Here is a 22594-nt window from a genome sequence, read left to right on the forward strand (position 1 = left end):
GATGAACCCTGAACAGAGGCGTCAGCGCTTCTTGCGCGGCGCCTCGGAGACATCGAGCTTCTCGTGGAGGCCGCCGAGCGACGACCACGCACTGGTCTTGCCCTGCGCGGCGTGCTCCGCACCGCGGACCGCGCGCTCGTCGGCCCATTCGTTGAGCACGTGGCCGCGGTGGCCGCGGACGTGCTCGAGCACGACGTCGGGCAGACCCGCTGCGCGGCGGGCGTCGCGGGCGACGATGAGCTGCTCGAGCAGGTCGACGTTCTTCGTCGGCGCGCCGGTCGAGGTCTTCCAGCCGCGGCGGCGGTGGCCGTCCATCCACTTCTCGTAGGTGTCGATCGCGTACTTCGAGTCCGCCTGGACGACCAGGTCCTTCACATCGGCGTGGTCTTCGATGGCCTTGAGCAGACCGAGCAGCTCGCCGATGTTGTTGGTGCCCACCGGCAGAGCGCCCGCGGCCCAGTGGCCGTCTTCACCCACCCACGCCCAGCCGGTCGGTCCGGGATTGCCCTTGCAGGCGCCGTCGGTGGCCACGGTGTACGGCTTCTCAGTCACCCCTCGACGCTACCCGGACGCAGGCCGTTCCGCGTTCCGAGCGGATGTGCCCGGAACGCGTTGTCCCGATGCATATGGTGGACGAGTGACTGCGACGACCGCTGCCCGCGATGCCGTCCCGGCTGCGCGGCTGCAGCGGCGGCGCCTGCGATCCCGCGTCGGATCGCTGCTGGCCCTGGCGCTGACGGTGGCCGCCGTCGTCGGGCTCGGCTGCGGTCTGCTGGCGGCATCGGCGCTCGCCGGGCAGGATTCGATCCGCGCGGCCCTGCCCGATCCGACGACCCCCGAGGGTTGGCTGCAGGTGCAGACCCGTCCCGCCGACGACCGGCAGGCGCAGCAGGACGCCGCCGAGGCCGTCATCGCCGCCGCGCTGGGCGACACGGTCGAGGTGGAGGCGGTGACCCTCGGCGAGACCGGCTCCGACCTGGAGCGCGTCGCCTGGCGGATCACGCCGGCCACATCCGAACTCACGCCGCAATCGGTGCAGCGACTCGCGGACGGCCTCGAGCGCCTGCCCGATCAGTTCCGCTCGTCGCCGGCGGCGCAGAACGGCAGCATCGCGACGGGGTCCCTCACCCCCGCCGTCGCGGGGATCGCCGCAGCGACCCGTGCGACGGCCGCCATCCTGCCGGTGCCGATCGCCCTGCTGGGTGCGCTGGGCTGGTTCGCGGCATTGCAGCTCGCGCGTCTGCTCGGGATGTCGCGGGCCGGCGAGACCCGGCTGCTGCAGGCACGGGGGCTCGCGCGAGGTCAGCGGGCCGGCCTCGCCGCGCTCGATGCGCTGCTGGTCACGGTGGCCGGTGCCCTGGTGGGTCTGGTCGTGGCCGGCGCGGTGCTCGCCGTGCTGTGGGGTGACGCCGGCATAGCGGGGCTGGCCGGCACGTGGCCGACCGTCGTGGCCGGTGGGGCGCTGCTGGCGGCGACCATCGCCGCCGGCCAGTTCGTCGCGAGCACCGCTCCCACGCGTGCCGCGGCGGGGCGAATGGCGCGTGCCGCTTCACCGGCGCTGACCGTGCTGCTGCTCGCGGTCGCCGCCGTGCTCGTGTGGCAGGCGGCGACCACGCCCGGGACGTCCTGGGACTCCTGGTCGGTCGCGGTGACGATGCTCGCGCCGACCGTCGGTGTGGCCGCCCTCGCCGTCGCCGCGCTCGCCGCGTTCGGACCGGTCGCCGCGTTCGCCGCCCGTCGTGCCGCACGCGGTCGCGGTCTGTCGCCGGCCTACCCGATCCGGCAGGTCGCCCGGCGCGTGCCGGCGTTCTCGGTCGGCGTCGTCCTCGTCGTCATCGCAATGGCCGGGGCGACCCTCGCGGGTGCCTACGGGGCGACCTGGTCCACCGCCACGACGCAGTCCCAGCGACTGGCTGCGGGCGCGCCGCTGCGGGCGAGCGTCGACCCGGTCACCCCGGCGGCGCTGGAGCAGGCGACGGCCCTCGGCCCGGCCGCACCGGCGTACACGGCATCGGTGGTCACCGGCGAGGTGGGCGCCTCTCTGATCGCCGTGCCGGCCGACCTGCTTCCGGCGGTGCTGCCCGATCTGCCCGCTCTGGCCGCCTCCCTGGCCACGACGCTGGCAGACGACCTGCGGGGTCCGATGCTGCCCGACGAGGCCACCGGCGTGCGGCTGACGGGCACGATCGCCGGAGACCCCGACGCCGCCGCGGCCGCCACGGCGCTGGCCTGGGTGATGGATGCCGCGGGGACACCGGCATCCATCCCCCTCGTCCTGGAGACGCAGGACCGCACATTCACGGCGACCGGCGAACTGCCGGGCGGCATAGGCCCCTGGCGGCTCACGGCCGTCGAAGTCGCGCGCGGCAATGCGTATCCGTGGGACCGCGTGGCATTCATGGACCTGCGGATCGTCGCCGTGACCGGAGCATCGGAGGCCGACCTCGGGATCACCCCCGTCAGCGCGGCGACCGTGCACCCCCCGAACGCCGCCGACGGCGCCGCCGTCCGTTCCGCCCTCGTGTGGAGCGCGGCCGGCACCGACGCACCGCGAGTGCCGGCCGTCATCACCGAGTCGCTGGCGGAGCAGCTCGCCCTCGCCCCCGGGGATGACCTCGATCTGCGCGTGGACGGCGGCGGGCGCCACTTCGCCGCCGTCGTCGCCGACGTCGTGCCGGCGCTGCCGGGCATCGGCTCGGGTTCGGGAGTATTCGCGTCGCTGCCCACCCTGGTCGAGGCCGGCACCCCACTCGAACCCGCCGACGTCGCCCCCTCGCCGCCTCTGCCCGGTGAGGTGTGGGCCGTCGGAGATGCGACCGCGTTGGCCGAAGCGCTCGACGCGCCCGTCACCGTGCCGGACGACCCCGCCCAGGCGGTCGCCGGCGAGCTCGCCGAGCTGTGGCGCGTGGCCGCGATCGGCGGCGCCGCGCTGACAGGAGTGGCCCTCGTCGCCCTGCTGTGGTCACTGACCCGGCGCCGCGGGGGAGAGGTGCTCGTTCTGCGCACGCTCGGCCTCGCCCCGCGGGCCATCGCCCGTCTGCGCACCATCGAGTCGGGCATGGTCGTGCTGCTGTCGGTCGTGCTGGGCGTCGCCGGGGGACTCGGCCTGGCGGCGCTGCTGATTCCGCGCCTGGCAGCGCGGACCATGCCGGGTGAGCAGGCCACCCCCGCCCTCGCCGTCGACCCCATGCCCGTGGTACTCGCCGCCCTCGTGCTGCTGACCGCGTTCGCGATCGCCGCCGCCGGCATGACCGCCGTCGTGCGCGTGCAGGGCGCGACGACCCGCGTCGAGGAGGCGGCCCCGTGACCACCGCCCGCCTGATGCTGCCGCACCTGCGTGCCGGACTCGGCTCGATCCTGACGGTCGCCGCGATCGTCCTCACGCTGACGGCGGGCGCGGTCTTCGCACCGATCGCGGTGACGGGCATGCTCGACGCGTCCACGCGGCATCGCGTCGAGGCGCTGAGCCCGGCGGTCCGCGATCTCGGGGCATCGGGGCCGTTCACGCCGTGGCCGGGCTCGGGTCCGCAGCCGACGGCCTCGCTGCCCGAGGAGTACCGCGCGACGTGGGGGCTGTGGGACAGCAGCATCCGCACGATCCGTGACGAGATGCCCGGGGACCTCGCCGACGTCTTCGGTGAGGCGGAGTACTACACGCGCTACGGCGAGCCCGGGGAGTTCAACGGCACGACGTATGTGGCCCTCGATCCGCGATTCGCGGAGCGCATCGACGTCGGCGACGGGCGGCTGCCGGAGCTCACGGTCACCGAACCGCAGTGGGAGGAGCTGTTCGCCGACGCGTGGGATGACACGGGTCAGCCTGCCGAGGGGTTCGAACCCGCTCTTCCCGCCATCGAGATCGTGCTCTCGGCCGCGTCGGCCCGCGAGGTCGACTGGGCGATCGGCGAGACCCGGACGGTAGGCACCGAAGCGACCTGGCAGTTCCCGCTTCCCCTCGTCCTGGTGGGCACCTTCGATGCGGTCGACGCGGACGACCCGTACTGGACCCGCGGCACCGGCGTGCTCGCCCCGTCGATCGGCTTCGACCCGGACGGTGTGCCCTATGTGCGAACGACCGGCTACGTCCCGCCGGACATGCTGCCGATGCTGCGCTGGCTCGCGCCGATCACCCAGACCGACGTCTGGTATCCCGCCGAGGTCGAGAAGTTCACCGCGGACGGCGCACCCGAGCTGCTCGCCGCCCTCCGCGGCTTCACGTCGCGCGCGCAGCCGCTGACGTTGCCGGACGGATTCACGTACGCCTCGCTGACCTTCCAGTCGGGGACCGTCGACGCACTGGAGGACGCGGTCGCCGGCAACGCGTCACTGGTCGCCGTCATCGGCATGCTGCTGTCGGGTCCGGTCGGTGTCGCCCTGGCCGTGCTCCTGCTCGGCTGCCGGCTGCTGTGGGAGCGCCGCCGTGCGGGCGCGGCGCTGCTGTCGGCCCGCGGCGCCTCGGATCGGCAGCTGCGGGCGCTGCTCGCGCTCGACGGGCTGGTGGCCGGCGTCATCCCCGCCGTCATCGGTGCGGGGATCGGTCTCGCCGTGGCCGCCCTCATCGTGCCCGGGCAGTCGGCGAGCCCGGCGATGCTGGTCCTGCCGGTCGTGCTGGCGCTGCTGCCCGGGGCGTCCGGCGTGGTCGTGGCAGCGCAGCACCGCGGTCGCGGGCGCGCCGACACGCGGCGGTCGTCGGTCTGGCGCCTCATCATCGATATCGGCATCGTGCTGCTTGCCGCCCTGGCGACCGCGCTGCTGGTGCTGCGCGGCACGGCCGCGACGTCCGAGCAGCTCGACCCGCTCGCCGTGGCCGCCCCGTTCCTGCTGTCGCTGGCCGCGTGCGTGCTCACGCTGCGGCTGTATCCGGCGGTGCTGCGCGTCGTGCTCGCCCGGCAGCAGCGCCGGCCGGGATTCACCGGCCTGGTGGGTGCGGCGCGGGCGCTGCGCGACCCCGCGACAGGCACCGCGCCGGTGCTCGCCCTCATCGTCGGGGTGTCCTTCGCGGTGGCCGGCGGCATCCTGCTCTCCATCGTCCAGAACGGAGCCGAGCACGCCGCCCGCGCAGCCGTCGGTGCCGACCTGCAGGTCCAGGCGCTGCGCCTCACCGACGAGGACATCGCCGCGGTGACCGCTGTCGACGGCGTCGCCGCTGTCGCGCCCGTGTCCGTGCTGCCGGCGTCGGAACTCGAGGTGGATCAGCGCCGCGCGAGAGTGAACCTGTACCTGGCCGATCCGCAGCTGCTCGGCGACGCGCAGCGCGGATACCCGGCATCCATCCCCGACGATGTCGACCTCAGGTCCGTCGACGGCGTGCCCCGCCTGCTGTTCGCGCAGACCGTCGCCGATCGCGAGCGGGTCGAGGCGGACTCGGCGATCGAGATCATCGGCGCCCCGGCCCAGGCCGCGGGTGCCGCCCCGGGCACCGCGGCATTCGCGATCAGCAGCAACTGGGTGCTCACCGACATCGCCTCGCTCGAGCAGATCACCGACCGGGTGCCCACCGCCACGCATCTGTTCATCCGGATCGACGCCGATTCATCGGTGGATGCCGTGGTCGCCGGCATCCGGGACATCCTCGGGCACACGGTGACCGTGACCACCGCCGCCGACGCCCTCGCGCAGATCGACAGCGACCCCGCGGTGACCGGGCTGCGCGCCGTGCTGCTGGCCGGCATCGCCATCTCGGCGCTGCTCAGCGCCGTCGCGGTCGTGGTCACCCTGGTGCTCGGATCGCGTGCCCGCCAGCGCATTCTGGCGCTGCTGCAGACACTCGGAGCACCGCCGCGCACCGGCTCGCGCCTGCTCGCGTGGGAGCTGGTGCCCGCGGGGCTCGCCGCTCTCGTGGTCGGCGGGGTGTTCGGGGCGCTGCTGCCGCTGCTGCTGAGCGCCGTGATCGACCTGCGCTCCTTCACCACCGGCGACGTCGCACCGGCGTACCGGGTGGATCCGCTCATCCTGCTGCTGACGGTCGGCGGCTTCATCGCCGTCACCGCCGGCGCCACCCTGGCAGCTCTCGCGATCGCACGCCGCGCCCGCGCCGCCGCCATTCTGCGTACCGTGGAGGACACGTGACCGACACCGCTGGCATCCACAACCCCCCGGACATCGTCTGCTCCGACCTCGTGCGCATCTTCGCGACCGAGGGCGTCGAGGTGCAGGCGCTGCAGGGTCTCAGCCTCGTCGTCCAACGCGGGGAGCTCGTCGCCGTCGTCGGCGCCTCGGGGTCGGGCAAGTCGACCCTGCTGGCGATCCTGTCGGGCATGGACACTCCGACGGCCGGTGTGGCCCGCGTCGCCGACCGCGATCTGCTGACCATGTCGCGCCGCGACCGCGTCGCGTTCCGGCGGGAGTGCGTGGGCTTCGTGTGGCAGCAGACCTCCCGCAACCTGCTGCCGTATCTGACCGCCGCCGAGAACGTCGCCGCGGTGCTCGCGATCACCGGCACGGTGAAGTCGCGCGCGCGCGCCGAGCGCGCCCGCGACCTGCTCGACCTGCTCGGCATCGGCTACGGTGCCGATCGCCGCCCCGATCAGCTCTCCGGCGGCGAGCAGCAGCGGGTCGCGATCGCCGTCGGCATCGCCAACGAGCCCCGGGTCCTGCTCGCCGACGAGCCGACCGGCGAGCTTGATGACGACACGAGCGCCGAAGTGCTCGAGGCGATGCGGTCGGTCAACCGTGAGCTCGGCGTGACCACGCTGATCGTCACGCACGACCCGTCGGTGTCGGAGCATGTGGCCCGCACGGTGCAGATCCGCGACGGACGCACCGCCACCGAGGTGCTGCGTTCGACGCACACCGATGAGCACGGCGCCGAGCAGCACGTCGCGGAGGAGTACGCCGTGCTCGACAAGGTGGGCCGGCTTCAGCTGCCCGACGAGTTCGTCACCTCGCTCGACCTGCGCGAGCGGGTGCGACTTGCGCTCGAACCCGATCACGTCGGGGTGTGGCCGGGGGCACGGCCCCGCAACGAACCGGCGGCGTCCCCGGTGTCCACGCCACCGGCATCCCCACCAGCCGCGTCCCCGCCACCGGCTTCCACACCCCCGGCATCCACTTCGGAGGAGGCATCATGACCATCGCCCTGCGCGCCGAAGCACTGGTGCGGGTCTTCCCCTCGCCGGGCGGTGACGTGCACGCCTGCGACGGCATCGACCTCGCTCTGCATCCGGGCGAGATGCTCGTCGTCCGCGGCCGCTCCGGCGCCGGCAAGACCACGCTGCTCAATCTGCTGGGCCTGCTCGACCGGCCGACATCGGGCCGCGTCGTGATCGGCGACACCGAGACCACGGGCATGTCCGAGGCGCAGCTGGCGGGCATCCGGCGCGACCGGCTCGGCTTCATCTTCCAGTCGTTCGGGCTCGTTCCGGTGCTGTCGGCCCGTGAGAACGTCGAACTGCCGCTGCGGATCGCCGAGGTCGACCCGGCCGAACGAGACCGGCGGGTGGCTGAGGCGCTCGACCGGGTCGGCCTGGGCGGGCACGGCGAGCAGCGACCGGCCGAGCTGTCGGGCGGGCAGCAGCAGCGCGTGGGCATCGCCCGGGCGATCGTGGCGGATGCGCCCATCCTCATCGCGGACGAACCGACGGGACAGCTGGACTCGCAGACGGCGGCGACCATCATGGACCTGCTCGGCGAGCTCGCCCACGATCGGGGCCTCGCCGCGATCGTCTCCACGCACGACCCGTTGCTCGTCGCCCGCGCCGATCGGGTGCTCGAGCTGCACGACGGGCGCATCGTGGACGGCGGCTCCGGCGCGACGACTCCGGGTTCGGGGGCCGATGCGACCGTGGCCGTCGCACGCGGGGCTGCTCCGGCTTCGGGCGCCGACGCGCCCGGCACCGTCGCACGCGGAGCTGCTCCGGCTTCGGGCGCCGACGCGCCCGCCGCTGATGCGCCCGCCGCTGATGCCCCCGGCGTTGACGCCCCCGGCGCTGATGCGACGCTGACCCGCGCTGAGTTGCGACGTCGGCGCGAAGGGCGCTGACCAGAGGCCTTCTGTATACCGGATCGGGCGATCTTTCGCTCAATTTGCCCAAAATCGGCCCGTATGTATACACTAGCGGCATCCGATCATCGGGGAAGGGATGCCATGCGGGCCAGCGATCGCGCATACGACACCCTGCTCGAAGAGATCCAGTCGGGTGATCTCGGCCCCGGCACCGTTCTCGCCGAAGTCGAGCAGGCCACCCGCCTCGGGGTGAGCCGCACCCCGCTGCGCGAAGCACTCGGCCGCCTCGCCGCCGACGGCCTGGTCATGCAGGCCTCGCCCCGCGTCACCGTCGTCAGCGACATCGACGCCGACGACATCCGCGAGCTGTTCGAAGTGCGTCGCGCTCTCGAAGAGACCGCCGCCCGCCTGGCGGCCGTCCGCGCCGACACCGCCACGTTCGCCGCACTCGCCGCCGAATTCGGGCGCGCCGACACCGCGACCGACGCCGACGCGTACTACCGCCTCATCGCCCGCTTCGACGCGGCCCTGGACGGTGCTGTCACCAACGACTACCTGACCACCGCGCTGAAGAACGTGCGCACCCACCTCGTGCGCGTGCGGCGCCTTGCCCGCGACAACCCCGGGCGCCTGGCTGCATCGTCCGGCGAGCACCGCATCATCGCCGCAGCCATCGCCGCCCGCGACGCGGACCTCGCCGCACACGCCACCCATGTCCACCTGTACAACGCACTGACTTCGATCCTCGAGTCCCTGGAGGCCCAGCCATGACCGTCACCCATCACGTCCGCGTGTACCGCAGCGAAGAAGAGCTGCTCCGCGAAGACCAGCTCGCCTACAAGATCGCGCAGGTCGCCGTCGACCCGGTCGCCGTCGACCCCGAGGTCGTCGACATGATCATCAACCGCATCATCGACAATGCGTCCGTCGCCGCGGCATCCATCACCCGCGCTCCCGTCAGCGCGGCACGCCAGCAGGCGCTCGACCACGCCGTGTCGATCGGCGGAGTGGGCGCCACGGTGTTCGGCTGCGCGCTCGATCGCCGCTCCAGCCCGGAGTGGGCGGCCTGGGCGAACGGCGTCGCCGTGCGCGAGCTCGACTACCACGACACCTTCCTCGCTGCCGAGTACTCGCACCCCGGCGACAACATCCCGCCGATCCTCGCGGTCGCCCAGCACACCGGCGCCGACGGCGCCGCTCTCGTGAGGGGACTGGCCACCGGCTACGAGATCCAGGTCGACCTCGTGAAGGCCATCAGCCTGCACAAGCACAAAATCGACCACGTCGCCCACCTCGGCCCGTCGGCCGCGGCCGGCATCGGCACGCTGCTGGGCCTCGACGTCGACACGATCTACCAGGCCGTCGGCCAGGCGCTGCACACCACGACCGCAACCCGCCAGTCGCGCAAGGGCGAGATCTCCTCCTGGAAGGCCCACGCCCCCGCCTTCGCCGGCAAGATGGCCGTCGAAGCGGTCGACCGGGCGATGCGCGGCGAGACGTCTCCCAGCCCGATCTACGAAGGCGAAGACGGGGTGATCGCCTGGCTGCTCGACGGCAAGGATGCGGCCTACGATGTGCCGCTTCCGGATGCCGGAGAGCCCAAGCGCGGCATCCTCGACACCTACACGAAGGAGCACTCGGCCGAGTACCAGGCCCAGGCATGGATCGACCTGGCACGCAAGCTGCACGGCTCGAACCCCGAGCTGGCCGATCCGGCGAACGTCGAATCCATCGTGCTGCACACGTCGCACCACACGCACTACGTGATCGGCTCGGGTGCGAACGACCCGCAGAAGTACGATCCGACCGCCTCGCGCGAGACGCTCGACCATTCGATCCCGTACATCTTCGCCGTCGCGCTGCAGGACGGCGGCTGGCACCACGTCGACTCGTACGCGCCCGAGCGCGCGGCGCGTGAGGACACGGTCGCACTGTGGCACAAGATCACCACCGCCGAAGACGCGGAGTGGACGCGCCGCTACCACTCCGAAGACCCGAATGAGAAGGCGTTCGGCGGCCGCGTGGAGATCACGCTGACCGACGGATCGACCGTGGTCGACGAGATCGCCGTGGCCGACGCCCACCCGCTCGGCGCGCGGCCGTTCGCGCGCGAGAACTACATAGCCAAGTTCCGGCTGCTCGCCGAGCCCGTGCTCACCCCCGACGAGATCGAGCGGTTCCTCGACCTGGCCCAGCGGCTGCCCGAGCTCACCGCCGCCGAGGTCGCGCAGCTGACGATCGTGGCCAAGCCCGGCGTGCTGGCCGCGGCACCCGCCCCGAAGGGACTGTTCTGACATGCCGATTCGCGTAACTCCTTCGATCTGCCACGATTTCGGGCCGCACCACGCCATATCGGCCGCTGCGGCACCGGATCGAAGGAGTTACGTCGCCACCGAGGGAGAGAACTGATGCTGTACGCCACCACGCCGGCCGCCGAGAAGCGCCGCCTGCTGCGCGAACGCCTCGCCACCGGTGAGCTGCTGCGGTTTCCGGGCGCGTTCAACCCGCTGTCGGCCCGGCTCATCGAGCAGAAGGGGTTCGAGGGCGTCTACATCTCGGGCGCTGTGCTCTCGGCCGACCTCGGGCTGCCCGACATCGGCCTGACGACGCTGACCGAGGTGGCCGACCGGGGCCAGCAGATCGCGCGGATGACCGATCTGCCGGCGATCATCGACGCCGACACCGGCTTCGGCGAGCCGATGAACGTGGCGCGCACGATCCAGACCCTCGAAGACGCCGGGATCGCCGGCACCCACATCGAGGATCAGATCAACCCGAAGCGATGCGGCCACCTCGACGGCAAGGCCGTCGTCGACGCCGACACCGCGATCAAGCGCATCCGCGCCGCGGCCGACGCCCGCCGCGATCCGAACTTCCTGATCATGGCGCGCACCGACATCCGCGCGGTGGAGGGGATGGATGCCGCGGTCGACCGCGCGAAGGCACTCGTCGATGCGGGGGCGGACGCCATCTTCCCCGAGGCGATGCGCACGCTCGAGGAGTTCGCCGCGGTGCGGGCCGCGGTCGACGTGCCGATCCTGGCCAACATGACCGAGTTCGGCAAGAGCGACCTGTTCTCCGTCGACCAGCTGCGGGACGTCGGGGTGAACATCGTGATCTGGCCGGTGTCGCTGCTGCGCATCGCGATGGGCGCGGCCGGCCGGGCCCTCGATACGCTGATCGACGAGGGGCATCTCACCAGCAAGCTCGGCGAGATGCAGCACCGCGCCGACCTCTACGAACTGATCGACTACGAGCAGTACAACAGCTTCGACACCAGCATCTTCAACTTCACCATCACGAAGGACTGAACCATGACTGACACTGAGATCAAGAAGGGCCTCGCCGGCGTCGTCGTCGACTACACGGCCGTCTCGAAGGTCAACCCCGAGACGAACTCGCTGCTGTACCGCGGGTATCCCGTGCAGGAGCTGGCGGCGACGCAGTCGTTCGAGGCAGTGGCATACCTGCTGTGGCACGGCGAGCTGCCGACCGACGTGCAGCTCGCGCAGCTGCGCGCGACCGAGCGTCAGTATCGCGCGCTCTCGCCCGACGTGCGCGCCGTGATCGATCACGTGCCGCTCGACGCCCACCCGATGGACGAGGTGCGCACCGCGGTCTCGCTCATCGGTGCCAAGGATCTGGCGGGTTCGGGTTCGGTGATGGATGCCGGGGGCACGGCCGACGAGAACCTGGCGCGCAGCATCCGGCTGTTCGCCGCGCTGCCGGCCATCGTCGCGTACGGTCAGCGCCGCCGCCGAGGTCTCGAGCCGGTCGAGTCGCGGGACGACCTCGACTACGCCGCCAACTTCCTGTGGCTGACGTTCGGCAAGGAGGCCGACGAGGTCGTCGTCGATGCGTTCAACCGGTCGATGATCCTGTACGCGGAGCACTCGTTCAACGCGTCGACCTTCACGGCGCGCGTCGTGACCTCGACGCTGAGCGACCTGTACTCGGCCGTCGTCGCGGCCATCGGTGCACTGAAGGGCCCGCTGCACGGTGGCGCGAACGAGGCCGTGCTGCACATCTTCGACGAGATCGGCACTGCGTCGAATGTGGTGCCGTGGCTGGATACCGCCCTGGCCGAGAAGCGGAAGATCATGGGCTTCGGCCACCGGGTGTACAAGCGCGGCGACTCGCGCGTGCCGACCATGAAGGCCGCACTCGACACGCTCGTCGAGCACTACGACCGGCCCGAGGTCGCCGAGTTGTACGACACGCTCGAGTCGGAGTTCGTGTCGCGCAAGGGCATCTACCCGAACCTCGATTACCCGTCGGGTCCGGCATACAACCTGATCGGGTTCGACACCCTCACCTTCACGCCGCTGTTCGTGGCCGCGCGGGTGACGGGCTGGACCGCGCACATCATGGAGCAGGCGTCCGCGAACGCGCTGATCCGCCCGCTGTCCGAGTACAACGGCCCGGATGAGCGGCACATCGACGGGTATGTGCCCGATGAGGCCGTGCTCGCGGCCGCGGAACGGGCTGAGGAAGCGGCCGGCTGATCCGCCCGCCGGTCACCCGTGTTGCGGTCCTGATCCCTGCGCGAACTCGGCGCGCTCGCTCGCCCGCGCCGCATCGATCGCGTCGGCCCGCTGTTCACGGCGCCGGAGGGCAGCGGCCCCGGATTCTGAGCGCACACGATCCGGGTGGCGGTGTCGCACCGCCCGGGGAGCGGGCTGAACGATCGGTCGGGAACGATACGCTGGCGGTGACGTCCACCACTGAGCAAGGAGGCTGCCGTGCGCACTGCCGTGATCGTCGATGTCGTCCGCACCCCGTCGGGACGCGGCAAGCCCGGAGGTGCGCTGAGCGGCGTGCATCCGGTCGACCTGGCGGCGGCCACCCTGACCGCGCTGCTCGACCGCAGCGGACTCGAGTCGACGCAGATCGACGACGTCCTCATGGGCTGCGTGAGTCAGATCGGCGACCAGGCGATGAACATCGGCCGGCTGGCCGCGCTCGCCGCCGGATTCGACGAGAGCGTGCCCGCCGCGACCATCGACCGCCAGTGCGGCTCCAGTCAGCAGGCAGCCCACTTCGCCGCGCAGGGCGTGATCGCCGGCGCCTACGACATCGTCATCGCCGCGGGCGTCGAGTCGATGAGCCGGGTGCCGCTGGGCTCATCGCGGCAGGGCGGATCGACAGCGCCCGGCATCGCCGCGCGTTACCCGGACGGCCTCGTCAACCAAGGGGTGTCGGCCGAGCTCATCGCGCACAAGTGGGGCTTCTCGCGCGCCGAGCTCGACGGGTTCTCGGCACTGTCGCACCAGCGTGCGGCCGCAGCGTGGACGGCGGGCAGGTTCGACTCGCAGGTCATCCCGGTGCTGACGCCCGATCAGCCCGACGCCGTCGCCTTCGACGAGACCGTGCGCGCGGGCACCACCGCCGAGGGACTGTCGGGCCTGCCGACCGTCTTCCGGACCGACGAGATGGCCGCCCGGTTCCCCGAGATCGACTTCAAGATCACCCCCGGCAGCTCCTCTCCGCTGACGGATGCCGCGTCTGCCGCCCTCATCATGAGTGAAGACAGGGCGCGCGAGCTCGGGCTCACCCCGCGGGCGCGGTTCCACGCGTTCGCCGTGGTCGGCGACGATCCGCTCTTCATGCTGACCGGACCGATCCCGGCCACCCGGCGCATCCTCGAGCGCAGCGGCCTGTCGATCGACGACATCGACGCCTACGAGGTGAACGAAGCATTCGCCCCGGTGCCGCTGGCCTGGCTGCGCGAATTCGACGCCGACGCCGCCAAGCTCAACCCCTGGGGCGGTGCGATCGCGCTCGGCCACGCCGTGGGCGCCTCGGGGACCCGCCTGCTCGGCACGCTGCTCTCGTATCTCGAGGCGACCGGCGGACGTTACGGGCTGCAGACCATGTGCGAAGGCGGCGGCATGGCCAACGCCACCATCATCGAGCGCCTCTGACGCGCTGAGCAGGTCACGCTGCGGTCGGCTCGCCCACCCGCGCTCGATCAGCACGGTGAATGCCAGGACGCGACACGGCCCCGGAAGCCGAAGCTCCCGGGGCCGCCCGATGGATGCCGCTGTTACAGCGCGGCAGCCCGTCGACGCGTCGCGATCAGCACCGCTCCGCCGATCGCCGTCATCACGGCCAGCACCGTCACGAACCCGATCGGGAAGCTGCCGCCGGTCGCGGCCAGCTGACCGGCGGCGAGCACCTCGATGCTCACCGAGATCGGCTCCAGCCCGTCGGACTCGAGCACGAGCGTGTGCGCGCCGACCTCGAGATCCGCGGGGATCTGCACGGTGAACGCGGTGGCGCCCGCGGCATCCGCCGCCGGAATGCCCTCGATCACGATCGGGTCGCTGAACAGCGTCGCCGCGATCTGCTGGCCGGGGTTCAGCCCCGAGACGGCGACGGGCAGCGAACCGCCCTGCTCGACGCGTCCCGACCCGACGTCGATGGTTGCCCAGTCGGCGCCCGGCTCCGGCGAAGGCGTCGGCTCCGGCGTCGGGGTCGGCTCGGGCGTCGGAGTCGGCTCGGGCGTCGAGCCGCCGGCGACGACCGCGCGACCCAGCGGTGCCGGGTCGACGACGTCGTGCGCGGCGAAGTACGCCACCGTCGCGGTCAGGTCGGCCTGGCCGGTGTCGGCCCGGTCGGTGCCGGCTGCGAACGTGACGAAGTTGTCGCCGCCGGCCGCGACGAACGAGTTCGTCACGACCGTGAACTCGTCCGACGCGCCGACGGCCGCGCCGTTCAGCGCCATCGACACGATGCGCTCACCGCGCGCCGCGTCCGCGTCGTACTCGTAGGTGAACCCGTCCGAGATGCCCAGGTGCAGCTTCGGCCGCGACGAGCCGTCGGGCTGCCACTGCTCCTCGAGCACGTCCTTCAACTGGGCACCCGTGAGGGTCACCGTGACCAGGGTGTTGGCGAACGGCTGCACGTTCGCCACGTCGCGGTAGGTCATCGTGCCGTCGGTGCCGTACAGCAGGTCGGCGCGCAGGCCACCGGGGTTCATGATCCCGATCTCGGCGGGCGTGCCCGCGTAATCCGCGTTCGAGGTCGCCCACAGGTAGACATCGGCGACCAGGTTGCCCAGCGACGACTCCACACCGCGGTCATCGCCCGGGGGCGTCCCGCCGCGCACGATGTCGCCGCTGACCGCACCGACCTCGACCGACCCCTCGACCTCGGCAACCGCCACCGCGTCGGCGACGATCTCGGCGACCTCGGGCGCGTCGGCGTAGACCGCGGCGCCGTCGACGACCAGCGGAACCACCGAGCCGTCGATCGACACGAGCTGGTTCGTCGCGGCATCCACGGAGATGTCGAGCTTGCCCAGCGCCTTGCCGTACTCCTGCGCCTGGATCACCGGGCGGCCGTCGATCTCGCACGCGTAGTTCTGGTGCGTGTGTCCCGACACGATCGCGTCGATCTCGTCGGACGCGCCGTGGATCAGCTCACCGTACGCGGTCCCATCGGCGGCGATGTCTGCGCAGACATCACCCTCCGGGCCCTCGTGGGTGAGCAGCACGATCACATCGGCCAGGTCGCCCGTGACGATCTCGCCGGCCACGCGGTTCGCCGCCTCGAGCTGATCGCCGAACTCGATGTCGGCGATGCCGTCGGGGCTGACCATGGCCGCGGTTTGCGCGGTCACCGTGCCGATGAACGCGACGCGCACACCGTCGACGGTCTCGACCGCGTACTCCGGCAGCGCGGGGGTCTCGGTGCCCTTCAGGTACACGTTCGCACCCAGCCCGAACACGTCCGAGCCGTAGCGCGGCAGGACGCGATCGGTGAGGTCTGCGAACCCGGCGTCGAACTCGTGGTTTCCGACGGCGCTGACATCGAGTCCGGCGGCGACGAGTGCGTCGATCGTGGGGTTGTCCTGCTGGATGAACGACGTGAACGTCGAGGCGCCGATGTTGTCGCCGGCCGAGACGAACAGCGTGTTCGGGTTGACGGTCTCGAACGCGTCGACCGCACCGGCGAGGCTCGCAGCCCCCGCTTCGCCGTTGCCGATGTTCTGCTCGAGACGACCGTGGAAGTCGTTGATCGTCAGGACCTGGACATCCTTGGTCGCCGGCGCCAGGGCATCGTCGATCGCGAAGACGGTCGTGGTGCCCGACACTTCGTTGCCGACCGCGATCAGCGGAGCGCCGGTGGGTGAGTCAGCCGCCGCGATGAATGCGATCGACTCGGGCCCGAGGTCACCGGCCTGCGCGAGGTCGCCGCCGTCTTCGACGGACTGCGAGAAGTCGCGGTTGTTGATGTAGGTGACGAAGGTGGATGCCGCCGGCTCGGTCACGTCGTAGACCGCGATGCCCCCCACGCGCTCGAAGCCGACGAACGCGTAGGTCCGGCCGCTCAGCTCGCCGATGACGACCGACTCGGCCTCGGGACCCTTGTCCTCGCTGCGCCCCTCGAAGTTCGACTCGGAGTGGTTCGAGTTGAAGAACTCGGGCGCCGCGGCGTAGGTGATCTCCTCGAACGAGCTGCCCGAGTCCCAGACCAGGTCGCCGGTGGTCGTCCAGATCGAGAACGAGCGGGCGCCGAAGGCGTACAGCTCGGTGTAGCACTCGGCAGCGGCGTCGAACCCGTTCTCGATGGTGACGTTGAGGCGGCCGAGGTCGGCGTCGCCCAGCTTGCCGGCGAGCGGGCTGTCGGCGCAGACGGGGCCGTAGCCGTCGTCTTCGAGGTCCTTGACGCGCGACGGCTCGACGTAGTCGCCCCACTCGCGGGCATCGCCCTCGTTCGCGGTGACGAGGTAGGTCGTGCCGTCCGCGGTGTACGAGTCGATGGCGTCGGGCATGTACACGCCGTACAGGCCCTCGTAGGTGCGCAGGTCGAATCCGCTGTCGCGGTCGCTCGGGTCGAGGGCGTTCGCTTCGAGGCCGTGGTCTTTGAAGCCGAGCGGCTCGATGCCGGTGACCGTCGCCGAGTCGAGGTCGACGACCGCGATGGCGTTCGCCTCTTGCAGCGTCGCGTACGCGGTGCCGCCGTCGACGGTGATGTACTCGGGCTCGAGGTTGCGGCTGACCGGGAAGTCGGAGCCGACCGTCGGGCCGAACACGCGGACGTCCTCGGGCAGCGCCCCATCGGCCTCGAAGGCGTGGAAATCGGCGATGCGCACGTCGCCCTGCGCGGGGGCGGCCAGGCCGCTGGGCAATGCCACCACGGCGATCGAACCCTCGGGGTCGACAGTGAAGTCGTCGTCGGGCTCGCCCTCGTTCGCGACGACCGCGTAAGCGCCGTCGGCCGAGATGGTCACCATGTCGGGGAGCGCGCCGACGGTGACCGTGCCGAGGCGTGCGGCCCCGGCATCCATCGCATTCGCGTCGAAGAACACCAGGTGCCCGGCATCGGTCTTCGTCGGCGCCTCGACGGCGATGACGCCGAGGCCGTCGGCGCGGATGGCGACCGAGTTGGCCACGCCCTCGGACGTGATCGAGAACAGCTTCGTGATCGCAGTCGGGTCGGAGTAGTCGAGCACGTCGACCGACCCGGTCTGTGCGTTGACGACGAACAGACGGTCGCCGAAGGCCTGCACGATCTCGGCGGCCGACTCGTCGAACACGCCGGTCTCGAAGGTGCCGACAGGGGTCAGTGCCAGCGCGGCGTCATCTGCGGAGTAGGTGATCGGTGTCGCCACGACCTGCGCGGACGCGGCGACCGGGGCCAGTGCGAGAGTGCACAGGACCGCGGCGGCCGCGCCGAGCGCAACCGGACGGCGGAAGGATGGCAAGGGCATGGATATCCTCGTCGATTCGGGATCGGGAACGCGCGAATCTGCGCTCCTCAGTCCTAACGACGTCCGGTGTCCGGAACATGAACGGCGGGCGACGCGGAGGTTCCTCCATCGCTCACGCTTCTTCGCCGACGCGGGGCTCCGAGGCGAAGAGATTCAACCCGAGCGCGCGTGTGAGGTAGGCCGTCGCGATCTGGCCGCGCACGCTGTTGCCGGCGCTGTCCAGGGGAGGGGAGTAGGCGCCGAGTCCGCCCTTGCCGGGTGCGACGGTCACGATTCCTCCGGAGACACCCGATTTGCCGGGCAGGCCGATGTCGAACAGCCACTCGCCCGAGCGCTCGTACAGACCGCTCGCCGCCAGCACCGCGAGCGCATCGCGGCAGACGTCGGCCGACACCACCCGCTCGCCGGTCACCGGGTTCACCCCGCCGTGGGCGAGGGTCGCGCCCATGACGGCGAGGTCGCGGGCGTCGACGAGCAGCGAGCACTGGCGCGTGTACACGTCCAGCGCGGCGAGCGGGTCGCCCTCGATGCGTCCGTAGCTGCTGAGCAGCTCGGCGATCGCCCGATTGCGCTCGTTCGTCGCGGACTCGGATCGATACACCTCGTCGTCGACGATGAGGTCGCGGCCCGCGAAGCGCGAGAGACCGGTCTGCACGAGATGCCAGTTGGCCTCGGTGGTGGCGCCGGGGAGCATGGCGGTGGTGGCGATCGCGCCGGCGTTGACCATGGGGTTCATCGGGTGGCCGCGGTTGAGCTCGATCGCGATGACGGAGTTGAAGGCGGAGCCGGTGTTGTTGACGCCGACGACTTCGAGTGCACGTTGACGACCGATCGCGTCGCACAGCAGCGCGTACACGAACACCTTCGAGATGGACTGGATCGAGAACGGGATGCGGGTGTCGCCGACCTCGTGCAGCCGCCCGTCTCCCTGGGCGACGCACAGCCCGAACGCGTGCGCGTCGGCCCGCGCGAGGATGGGGATGTAGTCGGCGACCGCGCCCTCGTCGTGCCGGCGGGCGCGCTCGTAGGCTCCGGCCAGTGCCGCATCGATCCGGTCGCTGTCGGGGATGCTGCCCGTGCCCGCGCGCTGGGCGATGTCGCCGACGTCGAACTCATCTCCTCGCATCTGCTCAGCGTAGGGGCCGACGGTGCTGATCGAGCTTTCGGCTTTTCGAGCAGATAGTAGGACGTCCATGTAAAATGGAGCGTCGCCTCACCCCCGGCGCCGAATCGCACCTCTCACAAGGACGTGAATCCCATGAGCCTGACCCTCACACCCCCGCTCTCGCGCGAAGAGCGCGCCGCCATCCTCGACGCCGTGCGTGCTTTCGCCCAGCACGAGCTCGCGCCACATGCGCTGGAGTGGGACGAGCGGCAGCACTTCCCCAAGGATGTGCTCGCGGTCGGCGGCGAACTGGGTCTCGGTGGCATCTACGTGCGCGAGGACGTCGGCGGATCGGCGCTGAGCCGTCAGGATGCCGCCGCGATCTTCGAAGAGCTCGCCATGGGCGACACGACGATCGCCGCCTACATCTCGATTCACAACATGGTCGCGTGGATGATCGATTCGTACGGCACCGACGCGCAGCGGCAGGAGTGGCTGCCGACGCTCGTGGCGATGAGCCGGCTCGGCGCCTACTGCCTGACCGAGCCCGGTGCCGGATCGGATGCCGCCGCCATCACCACGACGGCGATCGCCGACGGCGACGAGTATGTGCTCACCGGTGTCAAGCAGTTCATCTCCGGCGCCGGTGACGCCGCCGTCTACGTGGTGATGGCGCGCACCGGCGAGCCCGGGTCGCGGGGGATCACCGCGTTCCTCGTGCCGGGGGATGCCGCGGGCCTGAGCTTCGGGGTGAACGAGAAGAAGATGGGGTGGAAGGCCCAGCCCACCCGGCAGGTGATCTTCGACGAGGTGCGCGTACCGGCATCCGCTGTCCTCGGCGAGATCGGCGGCGGGTTCAAGCTGGCCATGAGCGGGCTCAACGGCGGACGCATCAACATCGCGGCGTGCTCGCTCGGCGGTGCCCGATGGGCACTCGACCGCGCCACGCAGTATGTGCAGGAGCGGTTCACGTTCGGTGAGGCGCTCGCCGAACGGCAGTCCGTGGTGTTCGCGCTCGCCGACATGGCGACCCAGTTGCAGGCGGCGCGGGCCTTGGTGCGCGATGCCGCACGCGCCGTCGACGAGCACGCCGAGGATGCCGTGATGCAGTGTGCGATGGCCAAGCGATTCGCGACCGACGCCGCGTTCGACGTCGCCAACCAGGCGCTGCAGCTGCACGGCGGGTACGGCTACCTGCACGAGTACGGCATCGAGAAGGTCGTGCGCGATCTGCGGGTGCACCAGATCCTCGAGGGCACCAACGAGATCATGCGCGTGATCATCGGCCGCAGCGTTCTGGGAACATGAGGGCATGACTTCCTACGAGACGATCCTCACCGAGACGCGCGGACGCGTCGGCTGGATCACGCTGAACCGACCCGAAGCCCTCAACGCCCTGAACTCCCAGGTCATGCACGACGTCGTGACCGCCGCCGAGGCGTTCGACGCCGACGAGGGCATCGGCGCCATCGTCGTCACCGGCAGCGAGCGTGCGTTCGCGGCCGGCGCCGACATCAAGGAGATGAGCGACAAGACCGGGCTCGACATGCTGATGGGCGATCACTTCGGCGCGTGGGGACGGTTCGCCGCGGTGCGCACGCCCGTGATCGCCGCAGTGTCGGGCTATGCGCTGGGCGGCGGGTGCGAACTGGCGATGATGTGCGACATCATCCTCGCCGCCGACACCGCCCAGTTCGGTCAGCCAGAGATCAACCTCGCCGTGATCCCCGGGATGGGCGGCACGCAGCGCCTCATCCGCGCAGTCGGCTACTACAAGGCCGCCGAACTCGTGCTGACCGGGCGCACGATGCCCGCCGAAGAGGCGGAGCGCGCTGGGCTCGTGTCGCGCGTCGTCCCGGCCGCGGAGCTGCTGGACGAGGCGGGCAAGGTCGCCGACACGATCGCGTCGAAGTCGCTGCCGTCGGTGTTCGCAGCCAAGGCGGCGCTGGATGCCGCGATGGAGACCTCGCTCGCCGAAGGCCTGCGGTTCGAGCGGCAGGCCTTCGCCTCGCTGTTCGACACGGCAGACCAGAAGGAGGGCATGGCCGCCTTCCGCGAGAAGCGGAAGCCCGACTTCACCGGGCGCTGAACGGATGCCGGGTCAGCGCCGCCCCGGGATGCGGTCCACGAGCGGGGCGCTCATGCGCATCCACTCCGCCGAGATCGGCAACCTCGCCCCGGAGGCACGGCGTCGGCTGCGGTCGCCGCAGCGTGCGCGCATCGCCGCGTGTCTCTCGCGTCGAGTGCGCTGAGAACCGGTCAGCTGGTGGGGGCATCGACGTGATCGCCCGCATGCTGACGCAGGCGCGCGACGATCCGCACGAGATCGTCTGCATCGGTCGCGTCGATGCCCGGCTGTTCGAACACGTCGGCGTTCAGCGCCGCGGTCGCCCGGGCCGCGAGCGTGCGTCCGGCATCGGTGAGCGCAACCAGACGGCCGCGGCCGTCGGACGGATGCGCCTCGCGCCGCACGAGTCCGGCGGTCTCCAGTCGGTCGACGGTGTTCGTGACGCTCGTCGGATGCACCTGGAGTCGTGCCGAGGCGGACGACATCGGCATCCGGCCCTCGCGAGTGAAGCTCAGCAGGGTGAGCAGCTCGTAGCGTGCGAACGTGAGGCCGAACGGCTTCAATGCGTCGTCGACGCGCGCGAGCAGCAGCTGCTGCGCCCGCATGATCGAGGTGACCACGGTCATGCCGGTCGCGGCATCCATCCACCCGTGCGCCGTCCATTGGCGGCGGGCCTCGGCGATCGGGTCGATCGCGGGGCGTTCGTGGTGAGCCACAACCGGCCTCCTGTCATCGCTGAACACGGTAGTCGGCTTTCTCCTGGTGATTTCCGCGTGCCGACATCGGTCTGGTGCGCTTGTATTGGAGATGGGCGTACCCGCGTGCGGAGGTGGCCGCCCGGCCGAGGGTCGTGGTTCACGGCAGAGTGTATACATAGAGCCGCTTGACGAGGGCGGTGACGCGAGATATGACGCTGATTGGCTACATTCCCCCGGCCGACAGTAGACTCGCCGCAGGCGTGAGGAGTTGTCGATGAAGATCGTCGTGCTGGTCAAAGAGGTCCCCGATACGTATGGGGATCGCAAGTTGGATCTCGAGACCGGTCTGGCCGACCGAGACGCTTCCGAGCGCGTGCTCGACGAGATCGGGGAACGCGCCCTCGAGGTCGCGCTGTCGTACGCCGACAAGAACGCCGGGACCGAGGTCGTCGTCGCGTCGATGGCGCCGGAGGCGTCGGCCGCGACGATCCGCAAGGGCCTGGCGATGGGCGCCGCCTCGGCGCTGCAGGTCGTGGACCCGGCGCTCGCGGGTGCCGACCTCGGCGTCACCGCGAAGGTGCTCGCCGCCGCGGTGCAGCGGGCCGGGTTCGACCTGGTCATCACCGGCAACCTGTCCACCGACGGCTCGGGCGGTGTGATCCCGGCGATGCTGGCCGAGCACCTGGGCGTGCCGCACGCCACCGCGCTGGCGGAGGTTGAGATCTCCGAGACCGGTGTTTCGGGCACGCGGGCGACGGATGCCGGACAGGCGAAGGTCTCCACGGCTCTGCCGGCGGTCATCTCGATCACCGAGGCACTGCCCGACGCGCGCTTCCCGAACTTCAAGGGCATCATGGCCGCGAAGAAGAAGCCGTTCGAGACGGTGTCGCTGGCTGACCTCGGCGTCGACATCGACCCGGCGACGGCGCCGCAGTCGATCATGACGACGGTGAGTGAGAAGCCGCCGCGCGGCGCGGGCGTGAAGATCGTCGACGAAGGCGACGCCGGCGACAAGCTCGCCGCGTTCCTCATCGAGAACCGACTGGCATAAGGGGACTGT

General features: G+C 71.1%; 16 protein-coding genes. 12 read left to right on the forward strand and 4 right to left on the reverse strand.

What is annotated here, in order from left to right; translation table 11 throughout:
• Nucleotides 1–21: 21 nt before the first annotated feature.
• Complete coding sequence (locus BKA10_RS14540; RefSeq protein WP_183500624.1) at nt 22–552, reverse strand: RNase H family protein; 531 nt, start codon at nt 550–552, stop codon at nt 22–24.
• An 85-nt stretch (nt 553–637) separates the two neighbouring features.
• Between BKA10_RS14540 and BKA10_RS14545 the strand changes: the two genes are divergently transcribed.
• From BKA10_RS14545 to BKA10_RS14585, 9 genes are all read left to right on the forward strand, one after another.
• The gene (locus BKA10_RS14545) at nt 638–3307 is read left to right on the forward strand and encodes an FtsX-like permease family protein (RefSeq protein WP_183500625.1); all 2670 of its coding nucleotides are present in this window, start codon (nt 638–640) and stop codon (nt 3305–3307) included.
• Nucleotides 3304–6069, forward strand: coding sequence for an FtsX-like permease family protein (locus tag BKA10_RS14550; protein WP_183500626.1), 2766 nt, complete (start codon nt 3304–3306; stop codon nt 6067–6069). Before BKA10_RS14545 ends, BKA10_RS14550 begins: the two co-directional genes overlap by 4 nt.
• Nucleotides 6066–7070 (forward strand): ATP-binding cassette domain-containing protein, encoded by a 1005-nt coding sequence (locus tag BKA10_RS14555; RefSeq protein WP_183500627.1) that lies wholly within the window; start codon nt 6066–6068, stop codon nt 7068–7070. The genes BKA10_RS14550 and BKA10_RS14555 overlap by 4 nt, the downstream gene beginning before the upstream one ends.
• On the forward strand, nt 7067–7981 hold the full coding sequence (locus tag BKA10_RS14560) for an ABC transporter ATP-binding protein (protein WP_183500628.1): 915 nt from the start codon (nt 7067–7069) through the stop codon (nt 7979–7981). Before BKA10_RS14555 ends, BKA10_RS14560 begins: the two co-directional genes overlap by 4 nt.
• A gap of 105 nt (nt 7982–8086) precedes the next feature.
• Complete coding sequence (locus BKA10_RS14565) at nt 8087–8716, forward strand: GntR family transcriptional regulator (protein ID WP_183500629.1); 630 nt, start codon at nt 8087–8089, stop codon at nt 8714–8716.
• On the forward strand, nt 8713–10239 hold the full coding sequence (locus BKA10_RS14570) for an MmgE/PrpD family protein (RefSeq protein WP_183500630.1): 1527 nt from the start codon (nt 8713–8715) through the stop codon (nt 10237–10239). Before BKA10_RS14565 ends, BKA10_RS14570 begins: the two co-directional genes overlap by 4 nt.
• Nucleotides 10240–10353: 114 nt before the next feature.
• Entirely contained in the window at nt 10354–11256 is a 903-nt protein-coding gene (prpB, locus tag BKA10_RS14575; protein WP_183500631.1) for a methylisocitrate lyase, read from the forward strand.
• 3 nt (nt 11257–11259) lie between these two features.
• Nucleotides 11260–12450, forward strand: coding sequence for a bifunctional 2-methylcitrate synthase/citrate synthase (locus tag BKA10_RS14580; RefSeq protein WP_183500632.1), 1191 nt, complete (start codon nt 11260–11262; stop codon nt 12448–12450).
• Nucleotides 12451–12687: 237 nt separating this feature from the next.
• The gene (locus BKA10_RS14585; RefSeq protein WP_183500633.1) at nt 12688–13869 is read left to right on the forward strand and encodes an acetyl-CoA C-acyltransferase; all 1182 of its coding nucleotides are present in this window, start codon (nt 12688–12690) and stop codon (nt 13867–13869) included.
• A gap of 122 nt (nt 13870–13991) precedes the next feature.
• Here the strand turns inward: BKA10_RS14585 and BKA10_RS14590 are convergent, their stop codons facing one another.
• Nucleotides 13992–17663 carry a choice-of-anchor I family protein gene (locus tag BKA10_RS14590; RefSeq protein ID WP_183500634.1) on the reverse strand — a complete coding sequence of 1224 codons (3672 nt, stop codon included), beginning with the start codon at nt 17661–17663 and terminating at the stop codon, nt 13992–13994.
• 112 nt (nt 17664–17775) lie between these two features.
• Entirely contained in the window at nt 17776–18789 is a 1014-nt protein-coding gene (glsA, locus tag BKA10_RS14595; protein WP_183500635.1) for a glutaminase A, read from the reverse strand.
• A gap of 132 nt (nt 18790–18921) precedes the next feature.
• Between glsA and BKA10_RS14600 the strand changes: the two genes are divergently transcribed.
• Nucleotides 18922–20076 carry an acyl-CoA dehydrogenase family protein gene (locus BKA10_RS14600; RefSeq protein ID WP_183500636.1) on the forward strand — a complete coding sequence of 385 codons (1155 nt, stop codon included), beginning with the start codon at nt 18922–18924 and terminating at the stop codon, nt 20074–20076.
• Between the two features lie 4 nt (nt 20077–20080).
• A complete protein-coding gene (locus BKA10_RS14605; protein ID WP_183500637.1) occupies nt 20081–20857 on the forward strand; it encodes an enoyl-CoA hydratase in 777 nt (258 codons plus the stop codon).
• A gap of 170 nt (nt 20858–21027) precedes the next feature.
• Here BKA10_RS14605 and BKA10_RS14610 read toward each other — a convergent pair whose 3' ends face one another.
• On the reverse strand, nt 21028–21552 hold the full coding sequence (locus BKA10_RS14610; protein WP_372491435.1) for a MarR family winged helix-turn-helix transcriptional regulator: 525 nt from the start codon (nt 21550–21552) through the stop codon (nt 21028–21030).
• Between the two features lie 256 nt (nt 21553–21808).
• Between BKA10_RS14610 and BKA10_RS14615 the strand changes: the two genes are divergently transcribed.
• Nucleotides 21809–22585, forward strand: a complete 777-nt coding sequence (locus BKA10_RS14615; protein ID WP_183500638.1) for an electron transfer flavoprotein subunit beta/FixA family protein — start codon at nt 21809–21811, stop codon at nt 22583–22585.
• Nucleotides 22586–22594: the final 9 nt, after the last annotated feature.

It is taken from the genome of Microbacterium invictum (assembly GCF_014197265.1).
Classification (GTDB): Bacteria; Actinomycetota; Actinomycetes; order Actinomycetales; family Microbacteriaceae; genus Microbacterium; species Microbacterium invictum.

What these genes read in the sequence shown, in the direction of transcription:
- BKA10_RS14580 (WP_183500632.1), top strand. Translation starts at nt 11,260, where the DNA reads ATGACTGACACTGAGATCAAGAAGGGCCTCGCCGGCGTCGTCGTCGAC.
- BKA10_RS14560 (WP_183500628.1), top strand. Translation starts at nt 7,067, where the DNA reads ATGACCATCGCCCTGCGCGCCGAAGCACTGGTGCGGGTCTTCCCCTCG.
- BKA10_RS14605 (WP_183500637.1), top strand. Translation starts at nt 20,081, where the DNA reads ATGACTTCCTACGAGACGATCCTCACCGAGACGCGCGGACGCGTCGGC.
- prpB (WP_183500631.1), top strand. Translation starts at nt 10,354, where the DNA reads ATGCTGTACGCCACCACGCCGGCCGCCGAGAAGCGCCGCCTGCTGCGC.
- BKA10_RS14600 (WP_183500636.1), top strand. Translation starts at nt 18,922, where the DNA reads ATGAGCCTGACCCTCACACCCCCGCTCTCGCGCGAAGAGCGCGCCGCC.
- BKA10_RS14590 (WP_183500634.1), bottom strand. Translation starts at nt 17,663, where the DNA reads ATGCCCTTGCCATCCTTCCGCCGTCCGGTTGCGCTCGGCGCGGCCGCC.
- glsA (WP_183500635.1), bottom strand. Translation starts at nt 18,789, where the DNA reads ATGCGAGGAGATGAGTTCGACGTCGGCGACATCGCCCAGCGCGCGGGC.
- BKA10_RS14570 (WP_183500630.1), top strand. Translation starts at nt 8,713, where the DNA reads ATGACCGTCACCCATCACGTCCGCGTGTACCGCAGCGAAGAAGAGCTG.
- BKA10_RS14565 (WP_183500629.1), top strand. Translation starts at nt 8,087, where the DNA reads ATGCGGGCCAGCGATCGCGCATACGACACCCTGCTCGAAGAGATCCAG.
- BKA10_RS14615 (WP_183500638.1), top strand. Translation starts at nt 21,809, where the DNA reads ATGAAGATCGTCGTGCTGGTCAAAGAGGTCCCCGATACGTATGGGGAT.